The following is a 21007-nucleotide window of genomic DNA, read 5'->3' on the forward strand; positions in this document are numbered from 1 at the left end:
GTTGCGGCTGGGCCAACTGGTGACTGGATCGCGGCCATGCCACGTCGGCTGGATCGCGGCCATGTCGCTTCTGCCGGATCGCGGCCATGCCACGTCGGCTGGATCGCGGCCGTGTCGCTTCTGCCGGATTGCGGCGGCGGGGCCTGCGGGGAGTTGCGGTGGGGTTGGTTCGGGCCTCGCCGCCGAGCCCGGTCGGGTCTTCTGACTACGGTCTTTCGGGTGATCGGGTGTGGCTGATGAACCAGTCAGACTTGGTCATCGTCGTGAAGGCATGTCTTTGTTCGCGGTGAGTGGTCGGCTGGGTGGGTTGCGGGCTCGGGTGGGGCTGCAAGTGGGGCAGTTGCTCGGTGGGTTGCTGGCTCGGGAGACGGCTGAGCTGGTTCGGGACTTCGCGGAGCCGGTGGCGGCGGCCGTGGTCATGGAGCTGGCGCGGGTGCCGAGGCTGGATCGGGCGGACTTCCAGCGGTGGGTGCGGGACGCCAGTGGGATCGAGGGGGCGGTGACGCTGCGGCTCTGGGCGGAACTGGACGGGTATCTGGCTGAGCTGTCCGCACATCGGGAGCTGCCTGCACGTCGGGAGCTGCCTGCGCACCGGGACCTGTCCGCGCATCGGGAGGCGTTGTCCACTGGCCGGGAGGAGCTGGGCGGATGCTGGGACGAGTCGGATTCTCGCCAGGACGAGACGGCTCGACGACAGAGCGAGACGGCGTCGGGCCGGGGCGGGACGGCTGCGGGTCGAGGTGGGGCTGCGTCAGACCGGTGCACGGCGGCGGGCCGAGATGGGACTGCGGCAGACCGAGGTGGGGCTGTGGCGGGCCGGGGCGGGATGACGGCGGGCTGGGGCGAAGCGGTGGCGGGGCGTGGGGGTGGTCGGGTGTCGGCAGTGGAGGTGGTGGCGGGGTATGTGCGGATCGTGGATCTGATCTCCGACGCACTACTGACCTTGCTGGGTTGCCCGGAGCAGCTGGCCGTGTTGCGGCGGGATCCCCAGGTGCTGGCCGCGGTCATCCGGGAGGTGTTGCGCGGGGACGCGGATGCCGGGGATCTGGGGTTCGCGGGAGTGGTCGCGGAGGCGGCGGTTCGGGCGGTGCTGGGGTGTGATGTGCTGTTGGCCGGGGATGAGGAGGAGTTGCGCTGGCGGGCCCGGTTGGGAATCCGGGAGCTGCGCAGCATTCCGGTCATCCTGGTGCGGCGTCCGGCGGTGGGCGGCGGTCGTTAGGTGGCGAACGAGTGGAGGTCGGGTGGCGGACCGGGTTGCGGTGATCGGGTTGGGGGACATCGCGCGGAAGGCGTACCTGCCGACGATCACTGCTCGGGCGGGGCTGGATCTGCATCTGCTGACGCGGAACGCGGGGCGGTTGGCGGAGATCGCGGATCGGTACCGGGTTCCGGCGCGGCGGCGGTTCACCGAGCTGGATGAGTTGCTGGAGCACGGGATTGATGCCGCGTTCGTGCATGTGCCGACCAGTGCGCACGCGGCGACCGTGGGCCGGTTGCTGGCGGCCGGGGTACCGACCTATGTGGACAAACCACTCGACGACAGCCTTGCGGGGGCACGGGAACTGGTGGAACAGGCCGAGCGGCTCGGGGTGCCGTTGATGGTCGGGTTCAACCGCCGGTACGTGCCCGCCTACGTCGACGCGAGCCGGGGTGCGCGAGATCTGGTGGTGTTGCAGAAGAACCAGGATGGCGGGGGCGGTGGGGTGCGGGAGGTGGTGTTCGACGACTTCATCCATGTCGTGGACACGGTGCGGTTCCTGGCTCCTGGGCCGGTGGAGCGGGTGCTGGTGTCGGGGGTGGTGACCGGCGGGGTGCTGGAGCAGGTGGGGCTGACGTTGGCGGGCAACGGGTTCAGCGCGATCGGGTTGATGCACCGGCGAGCCGGGGCGAAGCAGGAGCGGCTGGAGGTGTCCGGGGGTGGGGTGAAGGTCGAGGTGGCGGATCTTGGGCGGGTCACTCGGCACGAGGGTGGGCGGGTGACGCGGTTGCCGGAGGACGGGTGGGCGCCGGTGGCCTGGCGGCGGGGGATCGAGCAGGTGTGCGACGCGTTTCTGGACGGGGTGCGGGGCGGCGGTGGGCTCCCTGATCTTCGGGACGCGCTGCGGACGCACGAGTTGTGCGAACAGGTGGTCGCGGAACTGAAGGGTTAGGGCGGGTTTGGGCCCCGGGCAAGCGGGCACGGCGGTCGCGAGGGTGGCGGGTTGGCCCGAGGTCGGGCTGGCAGGGTGGGCACGGAACAGGACTGGTGAGTCCGGGGTCACGCAGGCAAAGTGGCTGCCAGTTCGCGGAACCGGGTGGCGGCGTTCGTCAGCAAGGCTGGGCCGTGGCCGAAGCAGGCGGTCTCGAAGTCGAGTTCGCTCAACCGGGCGAACGACTTCCGGGCCAGCCCACTGTCCACATTGAACACTCCCACGCTCAGCCCCGTCACGTTCACCACCGCGTCCCCCAGGAACACCACCCCCGACGGCAACCACACCGCGATGCTCCCCGGTGTGTGACCCGGCGCCCCGACCACCCGGGCCCCGCCGCCGAAGGCCAGCACCTCGCCGTCCTTGACCTCGCGGTCCACCCGGCACACCGCGTGCTCCGGCACCCCTGGCGAGATCTGTTCGTACAGCTCCCTTTCCCAGTCCGCCTCGAACACCGGTGGTAGCCCCACCGCCTCGCCGCGGATCATCGGGGCGTCCGCGTGGTGGGCGATCACTTCCGCGTCGCTCCAGGCCACGATTTCCGCGGCCGCGCCGGTGTGGTCGCCGTGCCAGTGGGTCAACACGATCCGCCGCAGTGGGACCCCCAGACCCGCCACCACCTGGCGCACCTGGCCGCCGTAGCCGGACAGGCCCGTGTCGATCAGGGTCGCCTCGGTGTCGTCGCGCCACAGGTAGGCCTGGCCCACCGGGAAGGTGAGCTGGGTCAGGTTCGGCAGCAGGGGCGTGATGTCCATGTCCGCCAGCCTGGCAGTGACCGCGGTGCCCGGATACCGTGTTCGCCCATGGCCGAGCATGGTTCTCCCAGGGCGAACGACGAGCTGCGGGCACGCCTGGAACGGCTCGCGGGCGGGCTGCCGGAGGCGATGGTCGAGGCGGGGCAGCACAGTGCGTTCCGGGTGCGGAAGAAGACGTTCGGGTACTACCTGGACGATCATCACGGGGACGGGATCGTCGCGTTGTGCGTCAAGGCCGCGCCGGGGCAACAGCAGGCGCTGGTCGGCGGGCAGCCCGAGCGGTACCTGGTGCCCGCCTACCTCGGCGCCAAGGGCTGGGTGTCGTTGCGGCTGGACCTGGGTGCGCCGGACTGGGCCGAGATCGAGGAACTGCTGCTGGACAGCTACCGCCTCGTCGCGCCCAAGACCCTCGCCGCCAAGATCACTGGCGGCCCAGCAGGGCGATGAGCTGGATGACGCGGTAGGCGGTCGGGAAGTCCTCGGCCGCATAGGACAGGGTGCGTTCGCCGATCAACTCCATGCCGGGCACCAGCAGGGCGTTCTCCGCCATCGCGGGGCTCAGCACGTCCACCTCGACGTCGACCTCGCCTGCGAACCGCAGTGGGCGGACCCGGCTGCTGCGGCGCAACGCCTGGGGCACCGCGGCCCGGATCCGGGCGCAGGCCTCCTCCGGGTGCAGGTTCTCCGCCGCGCGCATCCCCAAGGCCCGCTTGACCACCACCGACCAGATCCCGCGGGCCACCCCGCTCGCCTCGGTGGCCACCGTCTCGTCCCCGGCGACCAGGATCGGCACCGCGCCGTGCGCCGCGGCCAGGGCGGCGTTGAGGCCGAGTTCGCCCAGGCTGCGGTCGTTGCAGCGGACGTCGGCGATCACCGCGCCGCTGATGGTGTGCGAGAGCACCGAATGGGCCAGGCCGGCCCGGCCGTGGTAGCCGACGAAGATCACCGAATCCACGTCCTCGGCGATGCCGGCCATCATGCCGAAGGGCTTGGGTTTGCCGCGCAACAGCGTGGCGCGGCGGTCCAGCTGCTCGGGTAAGAGGTTGCGGAACTGGGCGTGCGCGTCGGAGACCAGCACCTCCGCGTCCGGTTCGGCGTCGTAGACCCCGCGCACCGCGGCGTTGGCCTCGGCGGTCATCAGCGCCCGGTTGCGCTCGTACTCCCGTTCCCCCGGACGGACGTCCTCGCCGTCGACGATCCCGGCGATCCCCTCCATGTCCACCGACACGAGCACCCGCATACACGCCCCTTAACCCCGAAAGCAAAGCTGGCGGCGACCCCGCAGGGTCACCGCCAGCTTTCCCCATCCGGGTTACTTCGTTACAACCAGGGCGTAGTCAGCATCGGTCTCCGGGGTTTCCGGGTGACCGTCCGCGTTGACCTGGTCGGCCACGACCTCCACCTTCCAGGTGCCCTTGGCCGCCTTCTCCAAGATCACGTTCTCCACGGTGTCGACGCTGTTCGCGGCGCCACCGGGGGTGGAGAAGTTGCCGACGTTGAGGCCGTTGTTGCCCCAGTACACGGTGCCGTCGGGCGCGGTGACCTTGAGCGTCAGGTCGTTGACCCGCGACTGCGCCGCGGTCGGCGAACCGGCCGGGTCGGTGTAGGCCAGGGTCGCCTTGAACGGCGTGCTGCCGTCCGCCTCGACCGTGTAAGCCTTGGCCTGGCCTGCCTTGAGCAGGTCGGTCTCGTTCACCAGCACCGGCAGCTTCCAGGCGTTGCCCTTGGCCTGGTTGTACAGGTTGCCCACGCTCGCGGTGCCCCAGCCCTGGTGCGTCCGGGTCAGGTCGTGGGTGGCGCCGGAGAAGGTGTACTGGTTCGCGGTGTTGACCAGCAGCGCTTTCACCGTGGCGGCGTGCGGCCGGGAGGCGAAGACGTCCCGCTTCTTGCCGGGCGCGCCGTCGAAGACCCCGTCCGCCCACATCTGGAACACCAGGCCGGCGTTGCCGCAGGTGATCGGGGTGGCACCGCTGGTGCCGCCGAAGCTCGGCGTGTACGCGGTGTCGTTGGTCGAGGTGGTGGTGTCGATGCCGTCGTAGTAGTTGGAGATCTCCGGCTTGATCCGGCCGTCGGCCGCCGGGCCAATGCTGGCGCCGCGGTTCCAGGTGTCATCGGTGCGGGCCAGGGTGTTCTTGTGGTACTGCGCGCCCACCGAGAGCACGTTCTTCGCCCACGCCTCCGGCCGCGACTGCTGCGAGCCGGCGTTGCTCTGGGACTGGCAGATGAACAGGTCCAGATCGAAGACGATCTTGTCCATGGCCGCGGAGATGGTGGTGTAGGAGGTGGTCAGCGCGTTGCCCCAGCTGTTGGTCTGGAACACCGCCTTGTACTTGCCGTTGGGGTCGACCAGCTCCTTGGAGTGGGCGTACCGGTCGGGCACGTTGTAGCCGGAGTGGATGCCCTGGCCCTCGGGCAGCAGCCCGCGGTGCTTGGGGCTGACGCCGGTGGCGAAGATCTGGCCGTAGGTGGAGGTGCCGTGGCTGGGGCTGGTGCCCGCGGCGCCGTGCTGGATCGGCGGCTTGGCCCGGAACTCCTGGTGGGTGGTGCGCAGGCCGGAGTCCATGACCTCGCCGACCACGCCCTGGCCCTTGTAGCCGCCGGCGGACTCGATGACGTTGGCGCCGCCGTCGATGCGCGCGTTGTCCATGTCGGTCTCCGGCCCGGAGGCCGCGTCCACCGCGAGGACCTGGTCCAGGTGCGCGGTGGCGCGCAGCTGGGCCGGGTTGAGGGTGACCTCCAGGTGCTGGGTGCTGGCCGAGGCCACGTGCACCTGGCCACCGGCGCGGGTGATCGCCTCGGCGGCGGCCTGCTGCTCGGCGGCGTTGGCCTCGACCAGGGTCACCACGTAGCGGGCGGCCTTGGTCTCCTTGAGCGCGGCCGGGGCCAGCTTGTCGCCGGGCTGGTAGGCGCCGACCCAGCGGACGAAGCCGAGCTTGGCGACGCGTTCCTTGGTGGCCGGGCTCATCCGCACCACGTAGGCGTAGTCGGGGATGAACGCGCCCAGGCGGGCGCCGAGGCGGGCCAGCTCACGGCGCTGGGCGTCCAGCGGCGCGGCCTTGAACTGCACCAGGTAGGCCCCGCCCTCGCGGACCCGCAGTTCCTCGGGGGTGGCGCCCTCGGCCTGCGCGGAGGTGGGGTCGAAGCTGCGGTTGGCCAGCCGGATCTGGCTGGCCTGGGGCAGCTCGCGGCTCCAGGTGTGGCCGCCGTCGAGGCTGATGGTGAACTTGTCCGCGCCGACCAGTCGGATCTGTTCGGCGTCCGTGCCCGCGCCGCTGGCGCTTGTCGCGCCGGCGCTGAACACGAGCGAACTGGCGGTGATCGCCACCAGGAAAACGCGACTCCTTCGCCGCATCGACTACCTCCAGCGCAATTACAGGGGTGGCCCGGACAGGCGTGATCCGGCCGTAATCCGGACAGTAACGACGGTTTACCAACCCATCACCCGACAGAAGTTGGTTTACGTCCATACCTTCGTCGTGAGCCGGTCTGATCAGCGAGGATGGCGCGAAAGCGCAGACAGGGAAAGTCGCCGCGACCCAGCGTACTCCAGTGAATACGGGCCGCGACGACTTATTTGGATAATTTACCTGTTTGACCTAATACGGCGAGAAGTACGGCCGTTTGGTCACTGGTACTGCGATCCGGCCGCTGGTAGGGACTTGGTTTCCGCGCCCTGATGAATGGGCTTCATCGCCTCGAACCAGGTCCGGGCCGGCACCTTGCCGCCGTAGATGTTGCCGCTGCCGCACAGCCGGGGCTGGGCGCCGTCGCAGATCGGCTTGGGGGTCGGGCTGTCGGAGAAGGTCAGCACCGCGCCGGAGAAGTTCGGGGTGGCGCCGACGAACCCGGCGGACTGGTGGTTCTGGGTGGTGCCCGTCTTGCCGATCATCTGCCGGGTCCAGTTCGCCTGGCGGGCGGCCTGCGCCGCGGTGCCCTCGGTGGTGTCCTTGCTCAGCCCCTGGGCCAGCGCACCGGCCAGGCCGGGGTCGATGGCCTGCTCGCAGGCGGCTTCCTTGAGTTCGACCGGCTTGCCGTTGCGGTCGGTCACCTGCTCGATCGGGGTGGGCGGGCACCAGGTGCCGCCGCTGGTGATGGTGGCCCCGACGTTGGCCAGTTCCAGCACGCTGACCACGGTCACGCCCAGGGTGAACGAGCCGACCTTGTTGTCCTTGACCCACTTGTCCTGGGCGATGCGCAGCGAGGCGTCCTTGGCGTCCGGGTTGATCTTGGAGCCGCCGCGGTTGACCGACTGCATGCTGTCCCGCAGGCCCATCTTCACCGACATGTCGACCACGTTGTTCAGCCCGGCCTGCTCCTCCAGGATGACGAACCCGGTGTTGGGCGAGTGCGCCAGCGCGCTCTGCAGGGTCATCGTGGTGTCGCCGCCCTCGCTGGCGTTCTTCACCGTGTAGGCCTTGCCGCCGTTCTTGTAGATCGAGGAGGTGTAGCTGTTGGGCACGTTGACCGTGCGGTTGACCCCGGTCTTGCCCTCCTCCATGGCCGCGGCCGCGGTGAAGATCTTGAAGATCGACCCGGCGCCGAACCGGCTGACGTCGGCTGGCAGGTTGAACGAGGTCTGGTTCTTGCTCTTGTCGTTGCCGTAGTCCCGGTTGGCGCCCAGCGCGCGCACCCGGTGCTTGTCCTTGCCCGGCTCGACCACGGCCATCGCGTTGGCCACGCCGTCGGTGTTCTTGCTGACCTCGCCCTCGGCCGCGGCCTTGACCGCGTCGTTGGCGCCCTGGTCCAGGGTGGTCTTGATGGTGTAGCCGCCGCGCTTGAGCTTGTCCTTGGACAAGCCCAGCTTGGCCAGGTAGTCCACCACGTAGTCGCAGAAGTAGCCGTTGGTCTGGCCGTTCTCCGCGCTCACGCAGTCATTGGGGCGGCGCTTGACCGCGGCGAAGCTGAGCACCTCGTCCTGGAACTGCTTGAGCAGCCGCTGCGCCTCGGCGGGGTCCTTGCCCAGCGCGCCGGTGTCGGCCATCCGCTTGAGCACGTGGTCGCGGCGGTCCTTGGCCTTCTCCGGGTTCTCCGTGCCGAGCTTGGACGGCTTGTTGACCAGACCGGCCAGGTAGGCGGCCTCCGGGACGCTGAGGTCCTTGGGCAGCTTGTCGAAGAAGTGCCGGGAGGCGGACTTGATGCCGTAGATCTGGCCGCCGAAGGGCACCACGTTGAGGTAGCGGGTGAGGATCTCGTCCTTGCTCAGCGTGCGTTCCAGCTGCAGCGCGATGCGCACCTCGCGCAGCTTGCGGGCCGCGGTGACCTCGCTGGCCTTCTCCCGCTCCACGTCGGTCTTGGCCACGACGTAGGCGAGGTAGTTCTTCACGTACTGCTGGGTGATGGAGGAGCCGCCCTCGACCCGCTGGCCGAGCACGCCCTTGACCACCGCGCGCAGGGTGCCCTTCCAGTCCACGCCGTTGTGTTCCTCGAAGCGGTGGTCCTCGATGGCGACCATGGCCGCCTTCATGTTCTGCGAGATCCCCGCGCTGTCGACCAGTTCCCGGTCCTGGTCGTAGAGGTAGGCGATGGGCTTGCCCTTGCTATCGGTGATCGTGGTGAGCAGCGGCGGGTCGGCCTGGGCCAGTTCGGCGGAGAACTGGTCGACCGTCTCACTGGCCCGGTTCGACAGCAGCCCCGCCCCGCCCACGACGGGGAAGGCGATCGCGGCGACCACCAGACCGGCCACCACGCACAGCCCTATGAGTTTCAACATCCCCGTCGCTCGTGCGACCAACACGGTCCGCACTCCCCTCTCCACACCACAGTCACCCGTTCAGTGCACTGTCTACCCGTAAGGGCGCATGAACCCGCACCGAGGTTGCATCTGATTCACCGTGATCTTGGACAGTTTGTCGGAGCAAGCGACCGGTACCGGTTCAGCCATGTGAAAACATCGGGTCAACCGGCCGCCGAACAGCCCACATCGATCGTCTGGAGTCTAATTCCGGCCGTCTTGACCAGCAGACATCGGAGGATAGAGTGTGTCCGCCCCCACACCGCCCCGGACCGCCATTCGGAGGGAAAACGCTTTCCAACTGAGGTGCACCGTGTGGTGCGTTGAGGAGCTTCGATGGCATCGAGACGGCGGGGTTTCCGACGACTGACCGTGTTCGGCGCGGCGCTGGCGGTCACGCTGGCCAGTACCGGCGCGGCGGGCGCGGATTCCGCTCCCAGCCTGCCCGTCCCCGACTCCCCCGTCCCGGAGGCCGAGGCCGCCCCGCCGAGCTGGCGGGCCGAGCCGAGTCCGTTCCGGCTGAGCTTCCGGCAGGGCCACCGGCAGCTGACCGCCCAGCTCGCCGACCCGACCGCGCGGATGGTTTACCAGCTGGCCGACGGCAGCACGCACCACCTCACCGACCTCCGCGGCCACCAGGCCACCCCGGATGGGACGAGCTACACGGTGGCCACCACCGAACCCGGCCGCACCGCCACGGTGGCCGTCGCGCGCACCCCGCGCGGGCTACGGGTGGACTGGACCTTCAGCCCGGCCACCGGGGTGACCAGGGTGTCCGAGACGCTCACCGGGTCGCCGGCGGAGCACTTCCTCGGCGGCGGCGCGCACACCATGTTCACCGACCTGCGCGGCAAGGTGCTGCTGAACAAGGCGGTCTTCGTCGGGGCCAGCAACTTCGGCAAGTGCAACAAGAACGGCGCGCCGACCCCGTTCTTCCTCAGCTCGCACGGCTACGCGGTCTACCCGGACACCGTCGCGATCGGCCGGATCGCCTTCCCCGGCGCGCAGGCGGACACCCACTGCGAGGACAAACCCGCGCCCTGCCCGGTCGCTTACGGCCAGAATGACCGGATCCAGTTGTGTTTCAAGGACGACCACCTCTCCTACGAGGTCTACGGCGGCTCGCCCGACCGGGTCACCCGCTCCTACTTCCAGCGCGTCGGGCTGCCCACGCTGCCGCCGCCGCGGCAGTTCGCGCTGATGAAATGGCGGGACAAGTACAACACCCAGGCCGAGGTGATCGAGGACGCCGTCCAGTTCCAGGCACACAACCTGCCCCTGGACACGGTGTGGATCGACAACCCGTGGGAGCAGGGCCCGGAGGGCGCGCGGCCGACCTATGCCTGCATCGGCGCGCTCAGCTTCGACAAGCAGGTCTTCCCGGACGCCCAGGGCATGATCGACGACCTGAAGCGGCGCGGGGTGAACCTGGGGGTGTGGGTGGCGCCGTTCCTGGCCAAGCAGTCCGACGGCAAACCGTGCCCGCACGACTACCCGCCGAACTCCTTCGTGCAGTCCGACCGCACCAACGTGCTCGACCTGGACCTGACCAACCCGGCCACCCGCGCGCACTACGAGGCCAAGCTGGAGAAGGTCTTCCGGATGGGCGTGAACATGGTCAAGGGCGACCGCGGCGAGGAGCACAACTTCGAGGAGTCCACCTTCGCCGGCGGACCGGGTCGGCTGCTGCACAACAGGTATCCGTTGCTCTACGCCGAATCCGTGGCCCGCGCGCTGCGCAAAGCGCACGGGGACAACTACACGATGCTCTTCCGGGCCGGCTACGACGGCATGCCGACCATCCTGCGCGGGGCCTGGATGGCTGACGCCGACATGAGTTTCGACGGGTTGCGGCTGACGCTGCGGCGCGGGGTCAACAACGGGATGACCGGGCATCCGGTGTGGGGTTCGGACACCGGCGGCTACCGGCGGATCGCACCCGACTCGCCCTCGCCGTCGCTGTTCACCCGGTGGGCGCAGCTGTCCGCGGTCTCACCGGTGTTCCAGGTCGGCGGGCCGGGCCGCAACGGCACCCCGTGGGTCTACGACGCGGACACGCTGCGCCGGTTCCGGGACGCGGCCAAGCTGCACTACGAGCTGTTCCCCTACCTGTTCGAGCAGGCCCGGCTGGCCGCGGCCACCGGAGTGCCGATCACCCGGCCGATGCCCTTCGAGCACCCGAGGGAAGAGGCGGCCTGGACGGCGGACCAGCAGTTCATGGTCGGTCCGGACCTGCTGGCCGCGCCGGTGACCGAGGACCGCGCCGAGGCCGACGGGGCGGCAGGCAAGCCCACGCCGGTGCGGGTGTGGCTGCCCAAGGGCGACTGGATCGACCTGCACAGCGGGCAGACCGTGACCGGTGACCGGACCATCGTCCGCGAGTCCACTGTGGACGAATTCCCGCTGTACCTGCGAGCGGGTGCGGCGATCGGGTTCAACCAGCGCGGGCCGCAGGTGTGGGCCAAGGCGTGGGGCACCAACGATCTGGACCGCAAGGACCGCGCGGGCTGGCTGGTCTCCGCCGACGGCGGCGCGCGTGCGGAGAACCCTTACGGCGGCAAGCTGACCAGTCACCGGGTGGGCAAGCACCTGGTGATCACCCTGCGCGACGCGCCTGCCGAGACCCAGCTGACCCTGCCCGGGGTCAACGGCCTGCGCGCCGCCTACCTCGACGGCCGCCCCGCCGCTAAGTCCACTGTGGACGAACTGCGCGGCAGGGCCAGCGGCTGGACCACGACCACCGGCGCGTTCGGCGGCACCGTGGTGAAACTCCGCCCGCACAACGGGATCAGCCAGGTAGTGCTGACCCTCCCCTGAATGAAAGGCCCGCCATGTCCACCCGAGCAGTCCGCGCCGCCAGGCGACTGGTCACCACCTTCACCGTCGTCGGCGCCCTTCTGGCCGGCGGCGTGAGCGCCGCGACGCCCGCACCAGCCGCCGCTGACTCCACAGTGGACTGGTCGCGGGCCGTCGTGGACGCCACCCTGACCCGCTTCCCCACACCCGCCTCCTTCGGCGAGTGGAGCCACACCCGCGGGTTGTTCCTCTACGGCGTGTACCAGGTGTACCGCCGCACCGGGGAAAAACGGTACCTGGACTACGTGCGCGGCTGGGCCGACCTGACCGTGGACGCCGAGGGCAGGCTCAACACCCCGCTGGTACAACAGAATCCGATGCTGCCGGGCAGTCTGCTGATCGCCCTGCACGCCGAGACCGGCGACGTCCGCTACCGCAAGGCCGCGGACGTCATCCGGGCCCGGATCGCCGAGTACCCCAGGACCTCCGACGGCGGCATGTGGTACTCCAGCCTCACCCCCGGCGAGCTGTGGGCGGACAGCGTCTACATGGCGCAGCCTTTCCTGGCCCGCTACGGAAAAGCCTACGGCGACGGGAAGTACGCCTACGACGAAGCAGCCCGCAACCTCCTCGTCACCTTCAAGCACCTGGTGGCGCCCAACGGTTTGCTCTTCCACGCCTACGACGAGAACGGCGACGCGAGCTGGGGCCCGCACCCGGTCACGCACACCTCCGCGGTGCACTGGGTGCGCACCATCGGCTGGCATTCGATGGCCCTGGTCGACGTGCTGGAAGTGTTGCCACGCAACCATCCTGACCGGCCGAAGCTGATCGCCAACCTGAACATCCTGGCCCGTGCCTTCGCCCGATTCCAGGAACCCCGCACCGGCCGCTGGTTCCAGGTGGTCGACCGTGGCGACGATCCGGACAACTGGACCGAGACCTCCGGCTCGGCCATGTACACCTACACCCTCGGCAAGGCCGTCCGGCTCGGCCTGCTGCCGCGCTACTACGACACCGTTGCCCGCACAGGACATCGCGGAGTGCTGGCCAAGGTGGTCAAGGGCGCCGACGGCCTGGCCAACGTGCTGGACACCTCCGAGGGCACCCACCCCAGCGACTACCAGACCTACCTGTCCCGCCGCCGGATGACCAACGACCTCCACGGACTCGCCGCGTTCGTGGTGATGAACGAGCAGTTGACCCAACGGATGTAGGAGGATCGGTGAACAGAGGCAGGACCCTCCGCTCGCGATTGTTCCGGGTGGCCACCGCCGTGGCCACCGCGGGCGCGCTCGCGCTGTCGGTGACCGCGCCGGTGGCCAGCGCGGCCCCGCCGGCCACCGACTGGTCCAAGGCGGTGATCGACTCGACCATCGCGCGCAACCCGGATCCGCAGACCATCGGCGGCTGGGGCTACACCCGCGGGTTGTTCCTCTACGGGGTTTACAAGGTCTACCAGCGGTTGAAGGACCCGAAGTACCTGGCCTACATCAAGAAGTGGGCCGACTACCACGTTGACGCCGCCGGGCACGTCAACCACAGCTTCAACAACCTGGACGCGATGCAGCCCGGCAACGTGCTGATCTTCCTGCACAAGGAGACCGGCGACCCCAGGTACAAGGCCGCGGCCGACCAGATCCGCACCCGGATCACCACCTATCCGCGCACGCCCGACGGCGGAATGTGGCACGCCACCAGCAAGACCAACGAGCTGTGGGCGGACGGGGTGTTCATGGCCCAGCCGTTCCTGATGCGCTACGGCCAGGCCTACGGCGACGAGCAGTACGCCACCGACGAGGTGCTGCGGAACCTGGAGACCTACTTCAACCGGCTCAAGGCCGACAACGGCCTGATGTGGCACGCCTACGACGGCGACCGGGACGCCCCGTGGGACCCCAAACCCAAGCCGGACACCGGAACCACCAGTTTCTTCTGGGCCCGCGCCTTCGGCTGGTCCGCGATCACCTACATCGAGATCCTGGACATGCTGCCCAAGAACCACCCGAAGCGGCAGCTGCTCATCGGCTTCGTGCAGCACCTGGCCAAGGGCCTGGCCCGCTATCAGGACCGGCAGACCGGGCGCTGGTTCCAGGTGGTCGACCGCGGTGACGACCCGGACAACTGGACCGAGACCTCGGCTTCGTCCATGTACACCACAATGCTCGACGCGGCGGTGCAGCGCGGCTACATCCCACGCTCGTACCAGCGGGTCGCCGACCGGGGTTACCGCGGCGTGCTGGCCAAGGTGCGCAACGGCGCCGACGGCCTGACCAACATCTACGACATCTCCGAGGGCACCAACGTCGGCGACCTCAACTACTACTACGCCCGCAAACGCAACACCAACGACCTACACGGCCTCGGCGCCTTCCTCCTCATGCAAGAACAACTCCGCCGCTAACCAACTTGGGCCAACTGGTACGCCCACTTGGGCAAACTTGGCGTACCAGTTGGCCCAACTCGCCGGGGGTTGCCCGCGCCGGCGGGTTGGCCGTGCCGGGTCAGCTGGTGGCGCGGGCCGCTTCGATCAGGCGGACCACGCCGGGGACCCACGGCGCGTAGTTCTGCGGGTTGGCGGCGTGGTCGGCCACCAGTTCGCTGTACTGGACCCACTTGAGCTGCTCGATCTCGCCCGGCTCCGGCTTGGCCGTGAGGTGGGCGTCCGCGCCGATCTTGCCGATCAGCACGTGGTCGAACTCGTGCTCGGCCGCCCCGTGCCCGTCCAGCGCCTGATAGGTGAAGGCGCCGACCTCGCGCAGCTCCTCGATCTTGAGGTGCAGTTCCTCGTCGACCCGCTTGATCGCCGAGAGCGCGATGTCCTCACCGGCCAGCGGGTGCGAGCAGCAGGTGTTCGCCCACAGCTCCGGGAACCGGTTCTTGACCTTCGCCCGCTGCTGCAGCAGCACCCGGTCGTCCTCGTCGAAAAGCATCACCGAGAACGCGCGGTGCAACCGGCCGGGCGGCGTGTGCGCCTCTTCGACCGAGGTCTCCCCGATCGTGTTCCCGTCCGGATCGACGAGTTCGACGATCCTGCGCACGACAGCCATCCTGACCCCTTTGTATCCCGTGTGGCCTGGTCGGGAGCCACCGTAATGAGGCGAACCCGCCGGGGTCCATGCACCGGCAGAGTGGACCTGCACGGCACCACGGTACTTCTTCCAGTGCGGGTCCACTCCGGACGGACTCAGCCGCCGGCGATCTCCGCCCGGACCGTGCGCGCGGCCTCGACCATCACCCGCAGCGCGGGCCTGACCTCGGCGTAACCCCGGGTCTTGAGCCCGCAGTCCGGGTTCACCCAGACCCGCTCGGCAGGCAGCCGGCGCAGGGCGCGGCGCAGCTGGGCGGCCTGTTCAGCGACCTCGGGCACCACTGGCGAGTGCACGTCGAACACGCCGGGGCCGACGCCGCTGGTGAGTGCGCCGACAGCCGCGGCCGCCCCGCCGGAGCGGGCCGATTCGATGCTGATCACGTCCACGTCCAGTGCGCGGACCGCCTCGACCACGGTGGCCAGTTCGGCGTAGCAGACGTGCGTGTGCACCTGGGTCGCCGCCCGCGCGCCCGCGGTGGCCAGCCGGAACGCCCGCACCGACCACTGGAGGTAGTCGGCGCGGTGTTCGGCCCGCAGCGGCACGCCCTCCAGCAGACCGGGCTCGTCCACCTGGATCACCCGCAGGCCGGCGGCCTCCAGGTCGGCGACCTCGTCCCGCAGGGCCAGCGCAACCTGGTCAGCGGTGTCCGCGCGCGGCTGGTCGATCCGCACGAAAGCCCACTGCAGCAGGGTGACCGGGCCGGTGAGCATGCCCTTGACCGGGCGGGCGGTGCGGGACTGCGCGTAGGCGGAGTACTCGACTGTCATCGGCGCGGGCCGGGTGACGTCGGCGTGCACGATCGGCGGGCGGGCGCAGCGGGTGCCGTAGGACTGCACCCAGCCGAGCTTGGTGACGGCGAAGCCATCCAGTTTCTCGGCGAAGTACTCGACCATGTCGGTGCGTTCGGGCTCGCCGTGCACGAGCACGTCCAGGTCGAGTTCCTCCTGCAGCGCAACGACTTTGTCCACCTCGGCGCGTAGCACCGCGTGGTAGTCGTGCTCGCTCAGCTCGCCCTTGCGGTGCCCGGCGCGGGCCTTGCGCAGTTCGGCGGTCTGCGGGAACGAGCCGATCGTGGTGGTGGGCAACTGTGGCAGCCCGAGTTCCTTGCGCTGCAAAGTGAACCGCTCCTCGGCGGGCGCGGATCGCTGTTCGTCCTGTTCGGACAGTCCGGCGATCCGGGCGCGCAGCGCGGCGTCCTGGCGCACCGGGGTGCGGTGCAGCAGATCGCTGGCGGTGAGTTGTTCGGCGATCGCCGGGGTGCCGTCGCGCAGACCGCGTGCGATGGCCACCACCTCGGTCACCTTCTGTTTGGCGAAGGCCAGGCGCCGCACCAGTTCGGCGGGGAGTTCGTCCTCCACGGCCAGGTCGACCGGCACGTGCAGCAGCGGGCTGCCCGTGGTCACCACGACCTCGGCGGCCATCCCGGCGAGCACGGTCGCGGTGGCCAGGGCCCGGCGCAGGTCGGTGCGCCACACGTTGCGCCCGTCGACCAGCCCCGCGGCCAGCCGCTTGCCGCGCAGGCCGACCTCGCCGACCGCCGCGGGCAGGTCCTCGGCGGCCGCGCCGGTAAAGTCCAGGCCCACGGTGTGCACCGGCAGCCCCGCCAGGGTGCTCAGCGCGGCGGGCGCGGGGAAGCCGTAGTAGGTCTGCACCCACAGTTCAGGCCGGGCGGGCGACTCGGCCAGGTAGGCATAAGCCCTGGTGAACGCGTCGAGCTGGGCCGGGGTGAGGTCGGTGACCAGCGACGGCTCGTCGAGCTGGACGTGCCCGGCCCCGGCCGCCTTGAGCTGTCCGAGCAGCTCGCGGTAGGCCACCAGCACGTCGTCGAGGCGGTCCAGTGGGTCGAACCCGGCGGGCGCGTCCGCGGCCGCGGCGGACAGCAGCAGGAAGGTCACCGGTCCGAGCAGCACCGGACGCCCCTGAATGCCCAGTTCCACGGCCTCCCGGTACTGCCGCACCGGCTTGTCGCCGCGCAGCGCGAGGGGTGTGCCGGGCCCGATCTCGGGCACCAGGTAGTGGTAGTTGGTGCCGAACCACTTGGTCATCTCCAGCGCCGGGGCCTCGGGCCGCCCGCGTGCCATCGCGAAGTAGGTCTCCAGGGGGTCCTCGCCGGCGCGCACATGCCGCGGCGGCACCGCGCCAAGCAGCACGGCGGTGTCCAGCACGTGGTCGTAGAAGGATTGGGTGCCGGTGGGCACCTCGTCCAGCCCGGCCCGGTGCAGTTCGGTGAGCGTGTCCAGCCGCAGTCTGGTGGTGGTCTGGTCCAGGTCGGCGGCGCTGACCCGACCGGCCCAGAAGCCCTCGATGACCCGCTTCAGCTCGCGGTTCGGCCCGATCCGCGGGTAGTCCAGGGTGGTCGCGGACACGGTCGCTCGATCAGTGGTCATGCTGAGCGTCCTTCTTCCCTCGAGAACGACATTCCGGTCCAGGGAAGGGATGTGCACGCGCGGCAACCAGACCGTGCGCGACGGCTGGGCGCCCCACGGCCATCCCTCGTGGCCGAACCGGGAACGTGCCAGCCCAGGTGGCGGGCACGGCCGATGGCAGGTCTTCGGACTCGCGGGCAGGCCTGGGCTCAGGCTCCTACTGGCCGTCGCTTCCCAGACGCGGTGTGCGTCCAGTGCGATGACGGCGGTCGTTCCCGCTAACCGCTGCGGGGCAGTCCCGGATTCCCACCGGGTTCCCTCTTACGACGCCACAAACCCCGTTTCGGGACCCGTGGCGAACCATCAGCGCTTTCGACCCTACCCGCCGTAACTCTTCGGCGGCAGCCCGCGACACTGTTCGCATGGGGCAGGACACCGTGACCGCGATCACCTTCCAGCAGGTCCAGAAGCTGGTGAAACAAGGCCGCGTCCAGGACAGCAAACTCGTTGACGCGGTGGACAAACTGGCGGGGGTGATCCTGCTGCTCTCCGGCGTCACCATCGCCAAGGAGGCGCTGTCCCTGCTGGGCGCGAAAAACGAAATCACCAAACTAGGCCAGGCCGCGGCCAAGAAACTCCTCAACCGCGACGCGGGCGACTTCCTGGACCGCTCCCGCCGCATGACCGCCGCCCACTGCCTGTTGACCTACACCGCCTTCTTCACCGCGCTGGACCGGCACGCCCCCGACCTCATGGCCGTGATCGCACTGACCGACGCGGAGAAGCTCAACCTGCTCCCCGACCGGGGATTGATCAACAGCCCGGTCGTGCTGCCCCATCCGGTGCACAGCGAGACCGCGAACCGCCGCTTCCTCTACCTCACCCTGGCCAGTCGATTCCAGCACTTCGCCAAGGGCCTGAACCACCAGTTCCGGGAACGCGATCTGACCGAGGCCATCGAGTCCGCGGGCAGGGCGGCGGAAGAGGTCTACCAGGCCCAGTACCTCGAACTGCTGCGCGACAGCCCCGATTTCACCGCCTGGGTCGGCCGCCAGGACCAGCACCGCATCGACCGCGGCCTCCAGGACCTCGCGGACCGGATCGCCGAACTGCACCCCGGCGCGCAGAGCGACGCCACCGCCGCCGATCTGTCCACTGTGTACGGTCACCGCCTCGCCGACCCGGTCTTCGGCGATCACGCCCAGGCCGACGGCCTGGTCTTCCCAGCCAAACAGGACGCCTTCATCCCCCAGGCGTTCAAGGTGATCCGCAACCAGACCTCCGACACCAACCTCGAACACGAACCCCGCTGGTCTGACCTCCCGATCCGGGAAGACCTCGGCGACTTCCTGCTGGAGTTCCTGCATTCCCCTTACAGCACCCAAACCCCGCTGCTCGTACTCGGCCACCCCGGCTCAGGAAAGTCGCTGCTCACCGAGGTGCTCGCCGCCCGCCTGGCCGCCCCCGCGTTCACCGCCGTCCGGATCGAACTCCGGGACATCAACCCGGAAACCGACTTCCAGGACCAACTCGAAACCCAGATCAAGCGAGACACCGGCCGCACCGTCAACTGGTCTGAGTTCGCCAGATCCCGCGCGGACAGCCCGCCCCTGATCATCCTGGACGGCTACGACGAACTGTTGCAGGCCAACGGAAAGGTCTTCGCCGACTACCTGATGCGCGCGGCAGCCTTCCAATCCCGCGAGGCCATGCTCGGCCGCCCGGTCCGCATCCTGATCACCAGCCGCATCACCCTGATCGACAAGGCCACCCTCCCCGCCGACACCACCGTCATCCGCCTCCTGGAATTCGACCGCCCCCGCCAGGAACTCTGGGCCGACACCTGGAACACGCACAACGCCCGCCCCTTCACCGTCCCGGAATCGCCCGCACTGCTGGAACTGGCCGAGCAACCCCTGCTGCTACTCATGCTCGCGATCTACGACGCCACGGTGAAACCCCTGTCAAACGCGGAAAACCTGGAACGCACCGAGCTGTACTACAGCCTGCTCACCGAGTTCATCCGCCGTGAACGCCGCAAGGACCCGACCGACCCCTCCCCCGATGTCACCGCCGAGCTGAATCGCCTTGGGGTGGCAGCGATCGGCATGTTCAACCGCCAGGCCGTGCATATCCTGAGCGCCGAACTGGACGCCGATCTCGCCTACTTCACCGGCGCCCACACCCCGGACGGCCCAGGCCGCCGACTCACCCAAGCGGAGCTGCTGGTGGGCAGCTTCTTCTTCATCCACGAGTCGCGTGGACAGGTCGACGCCAAGGCGTACGAGTTCCTGCACAACACCTTCGGCGAGTTCCTGGCCGCCGATTTCCTACTCCGCCAAGTGATCCGCGAAACCACCACGGTCGCCAAGCTCTCCGGCGACGAAGCCCTCCACGGCGCCCTGGAGGCCCACCTGGCGACCCTGTCCCCACAATGGTTCGCCTGCCTGAAGCACGTCCCCCTGCACAGTCGCCCGCAAATGGTCCGCCTGCTACGGGAATGGGCGCGCGGTCGCGTCGACACCGAGGCCCTGGACCGCATCCTGCACCACCAGCTGCGCGCGATCGTCTACAGCCCGGACGCCCTCGCCTACACCGCCCGCCACGACGGCGATCCCTATCCCCGCAACGCTCTGCTGGCCCAGCAGGCCACCTACACCCTGAACCTGGTGGTCCTGCGCACCGCGCTCGCGAACGACCGCTATGAACTGCACGAGCAGCGGATCGGGCCGCCCGACCTCTACCACGGCACCTGGGATCGCCTGACCCACCTGTGGCGCGCCTGGTTCTCCCTGGACGCCCTGGGCATGCTCGCCTCGCTGCTCACCGCCATCCGGCTCGACTCGACGGTGACCCTGTCCCTGTGGCCGGTGGCAGGCAACGACATCGCCGACCATCGACTGGACCTGGTGCTCCGGAGCGCGGAGGCGCTGGCCGACCACCTGACCATCGGCCTGGCTGGAAAGGCGATCCTGGGGCCAACCGGCCTGGAGTACGCGGAGTCGAATCTCGCCGTGGCGGGAGTCGCCCTGCCACAGGAGTTCGCCGTGCTGCGTGGCCGCCGTGATCCGGCCGAACTGCACAACCCCGACTGGTTCCCGGATGACATCCGGCTGCGCTCGGAGCACGTCTACGCGGCCTTCGACATCCTGCAACGCACGCCGGGCCCGTTCACCGTCCCCCATCACGGGATCCGCCCTGAGCAGCTCACCAACCTGTCCCGCGCCGAGGCGGCGACGATCATCGATTTCCTGGTCCGGTTCGACCCCAGCTGGCTGGCCGTCATCACCGACTCCGCCGTCGGGCTGGACCCGCTGCTGCTCGAAGCCAGCCCGATGGTCGCGCCACTGCTCAACGCCTACGCCCGCCACGGCGACCAGGAAGTCAGCTTCCTGGCCGAGCAGGTGGCGGCCGGGTTCGGCAACGTCGGCGACCTCGATGCCGAGACCGCGGTGGCCTTCGCGGCCTTCGCCGACGCGGGCGGACAACCAGACCTCCGCCGATCCGCCCTGACCGCGCTGGTGGACGACCGCGCCTCGAACGAACCACTACTGGCCCTCCCCCAGCCCGCACTCGACGAGCTGGTCAGCCTGCTCGTCACCGGCGGCCACGCCGATCTGGCCGAACTCCGGCCCGCGATCACCGACCGGCTCGCCCGCGAATCCGCCTACCTGGATCAGCTCACCAAGGCCAACCCACCCGAGATCCTGCTCCGGCTCAGTCAGGCCGCCCGCATCGCCGACCCCCATCATGTGTTCACCGGGATCCTGTTCCAGAAGATCACCGCTCGGGTGCACTGGCGCCAGCCTTGGCCGGGCAGCCGGTACCTGCTGCGCGCGGTCCGGGAGCAGAACCAGCACGAGGACATCCTGCGACAGCTGTGCCCGCGGGACACTCCGGTCCTGCTCGGCGTCGGGCTCACGCCCCTGCACCGATACCGGGACGAGCTGACCTTCCAGGACATCGACGACCTGCTCTGGGCGGCGCCCAAGATCGGCGGCAAGGCGGCCCACGAGCAGTTGCTGGCCGAACTCCGGGAGCATGGCCTTCGGTAACCAATCGAGCACGTTCCGCGACA

13 protein-coding genes and 1 riboswitch are annotated in these 21007 nt (G+C 69.4%); of the genes, 7 read left to right on the top strand and 6 right to left on the bottom strand.

Features of this window, described 5'->3' with window-relative positions:
• Nucleotides 1-874 precede the first annotated feature (874 nt).
• Together MZC64_RS35125 and MZC64_RS35130 are read left to right on the top strand one after the other, a co-directional pair.
• Nucleotides 875-1219 (top strand): cytochrome P450, encoded by a 345-nt coding sequence (locus MZC64_RS35125; RefSeq protein ID WP_247763972.1) that lies wholly within the window; start codon nt 875-877, stop codon nt 1217-1219.
• 22 nt (nt 1220-1241) lie between these two features.
• On the top strand, nt 1242-2150 hold the full coding sequence (locus tag MZC64_RS35130; protein WP_247763974.1) for a Gfo/Idh/MocA family protein: 909 nt from the start codon (nt 1242-1244) through the stop codon (nt 2148-2150).
• 107 nt (nt 2151-2257) lie between these two features.
• Here the strand turns inward: MZC64_RS35130 and MZC64_RS35135 are convergent, their stop codons facing one another.
• Entirely contained in the window at nt 2258-2944 is a 687-nt protein-coding gene (locus MZC64_RS35135; protein WP_247763976.1) for an MBL fold metallo-hydrolase, read from the bottom strand.
• 48 nt (nt 2945-2992) lie between these two features.
• Between MZC64_RS35135 and MZC64_RS35140 the strand changes: the two genes are divergently transcribed.
• Nucleotides 2993-3391, top strand: coding sequence for an MmcQ/YjbR family DNA-binding protein (locus MZC64_RS35140; protein WP_247763978.1), 399 nt, complete (start codon nt 2993-2995; stop codon nt 3389-3391).
• Here the strand turns inward: MZC64_RS35140 and MZC64_RS35145 are convergent.
• The 3 genes from MZC64_RS35145 to MZC64_RS35155 form a co-directional block, all read right to left on the bottom strand.
• Nucleotides 3366-4184: a M55 family metallopeptidase gene (locus tag MZC64_RS35145; protein ID WP_247763980.1), complete on the bottom strand. Its 819-nt coding sequence runs from the start codon at nt 4182-4184 to the stop codon at nt 3366-3368. The genes MZC64_RS35140 and MZC64_RS35145 overlap by 26 nt on opposite strands.
• A 72-nt stretch (nt 4185-4256) precedes the next feature.
• Nucleotides 4257-6296 (bottom strand): S8 family serine peptidase, encoded by a 2040-nt coding sequence (locus MZC64_RS35150; RefSeq protein WP_247763982.1) that lies wholly within the window; start codon nt 6294-6296, stop codon nt 4257-4259.
• A gap of 273 nt (nt 6297-6569) precedes the next feature.
• Nucleotides 6570-8654 (bottom strand): transglycosylase domain-containing protein, encoded by a 2085-nt coding sequence (locus MZC64_RS35155; protein ID WP_247763984.1) that lies wholly within the window; start codon nt 8652-8654, stop codon nt 6570-6572.
• A 357-nt stretch (nt 8655-9011) separates the two neighbouring features.
• Here MZC64_RS35155 and MZC64_RS35160 point away from each other — a divergent pair, with 357 nt between their 5' ends.
• The 3 genes from MZC64_RS35160 to MZC64_RS35170 are packed head-to-tail and all read left to right on the top strand — an operon-like array spanning nt 9012 to nt 13875.
• Nucleotides 9012-11492 carry a glycoside hydrolase family 31 protein gene (locus tag MZC64_RS35160; RefSeq protein ID WP_247763986.1) on the top strand — a complete coding sequence of 827 codons (2481 nt, stop codon included), beginning with the start codon at nt 9012-9014 and terminating at the stop codon, nt 11490-11492.
• Between the two features lie 14 nt (nt 11493-11506).
• A complete protein-coding gene (locus MZC64_RS35165; protein ID WP_247763988.1) occupies nt 11507-12688 on the top strand; it encodes a glycoside hydrolase family 105 protein in 1182 nt (393 codons plus the stop codon).
• Nucleotides 12689-12696: 8 nt separating this feature from the next.
• Entirely contained in the window at nt 12697-13875 is a 1179-nt protein-coding gene (locus MZC64_RS35170) for a glycoside hydrolase family 88 protein (protein ID WP_247763990.1), read from the top strand.
• A gap of 100 nt (nt 13876-13975) precedes the next feature.
• Here the strand turns inward: MZC64_RS35170 and idi are convergent, their stop codons facing one another.
• Nucleotides 13976-14512: an isopentenyl-diphosphate Delta-isomerase gene (gene idi / locus MZC64_RS35175; protein ID WP_247763991.1), complete on the bottom strand. Its 537-nt coding sequence runs from the start codon at nt 14510-14512 to the stop codon at nt 13976-13978.
• 146 nt (nt 14513-14658) lie between these two features.
• Entirely contained in the window at nt 14659-16950 is a 2292-nt protein-coding gene (gene metE, locus MZC64_RS35180) for a 5-methyltetrahydropteroyltriglutamate--homocysteine S-methyltransferase (protein WP_247763992.1), read from the bottom strand.
• Nucleotides 16951-17087: 137 nt separating this feature from the next.
• A riboswitch (cobalamin riboswitch) is annotated at nt 17088-17309 on the bottom strand.
• Nucleotides 17310-17351: 42 nt separating this feature from the next.
• On the opposite strand from metE, the gene MZC64_RS35185 reads away from it, so the two are divergent.
• The gene (locus tag MZC64_RS35185) at nt 17352-20984 is read left to right on the top strand and encodes an NACHT domain-containing NTPase (protein WP_247763993.1); all 3633 of its coding nucleotides are present in this window, start codon (nt 17352-17354) and stop codon (nt 20982-20984) included.
• The last annotated feature ends 23 nt before the right edge of the window (nt 20985-21007 follow it).

It is taken from the genome of Crossiella sp. S99.2 (assembly GCF_023094165.1).
In the GTDB taxonomy this organism is placed as follows: Bacteria; Actinomycetota; Actinomycetes; order Mycobacteriales; family Pseudonocardiaceae; genus Crossiella.

Excerpts from the sequence above, each read along its gene's own strand:
- MZC64_RS35135 (WP_247763976.1), bottom strand. The coding sequence starts at position 2,944 with ATGGACATCACGCCCCTGCTGCCGAACCTGACCCAGCTCACCTTCCCG.
- MZC64_RS35140 (WP_247763978.1), top strand. The coding sequence starts at position 2,993 with ATGGCCGAGCATGGTTCTCCCAGGGCGAACGACGAGCTGCGGGCACGC.
- MZC64_RS35145 (WP_247763980.1), bottom strand. The coding sequence starts at position 4,184 with ATGCGGGTGCTCGTGTCGGTGGACATGGAGGGGATCGCCGGGATCGTC.
- MZC64_RS35150 (WP_247763982.1), bottom strand. The coding sequence starts at position 6,296 with ATGCGGCGAAGGAGTCGCGTTTTCCTGGTGGCGATCACCGCCAGTTCG.
- MZC64_RS35155 (WP_247763984.1), bottom strand. The coding sequence starts at position 8,654 with ATGTTGAAACTCATAGGGCTGTGCGTGGTGGCCGGTCTGGTGGTCGCC.
- MZC64_RS35160 (WP_247763986.1), top strand. The coding sequence starts at position 9,012 with ATGGCATCGAGACGGCGGGGTTTCCGACGACTGACCGTGTTCGGCGCG.
- MZC64_RS35165 (WP_247763988.1), top strand. The coding sequence starts at position 11,507 with ATGTCCACCCGAGCAGTCCGCGCCGCCAGGCGACTGGTCACCACCTTC.
- metE (WP_247763992.1), bottom strand. The coding sequence starts at position 16,950 with ATGACCACTGATCGAGCGACCGTGTCCGCGACCACCCTGGACTACCCG.
- MZC64_RS35185 (WP_247763993.1), top strand. The coding sequence starts at position 17,352 with ATGGGGCAGGACACCGTGACCGCGATCACCTTCCAGCAGGTCCAGAAG.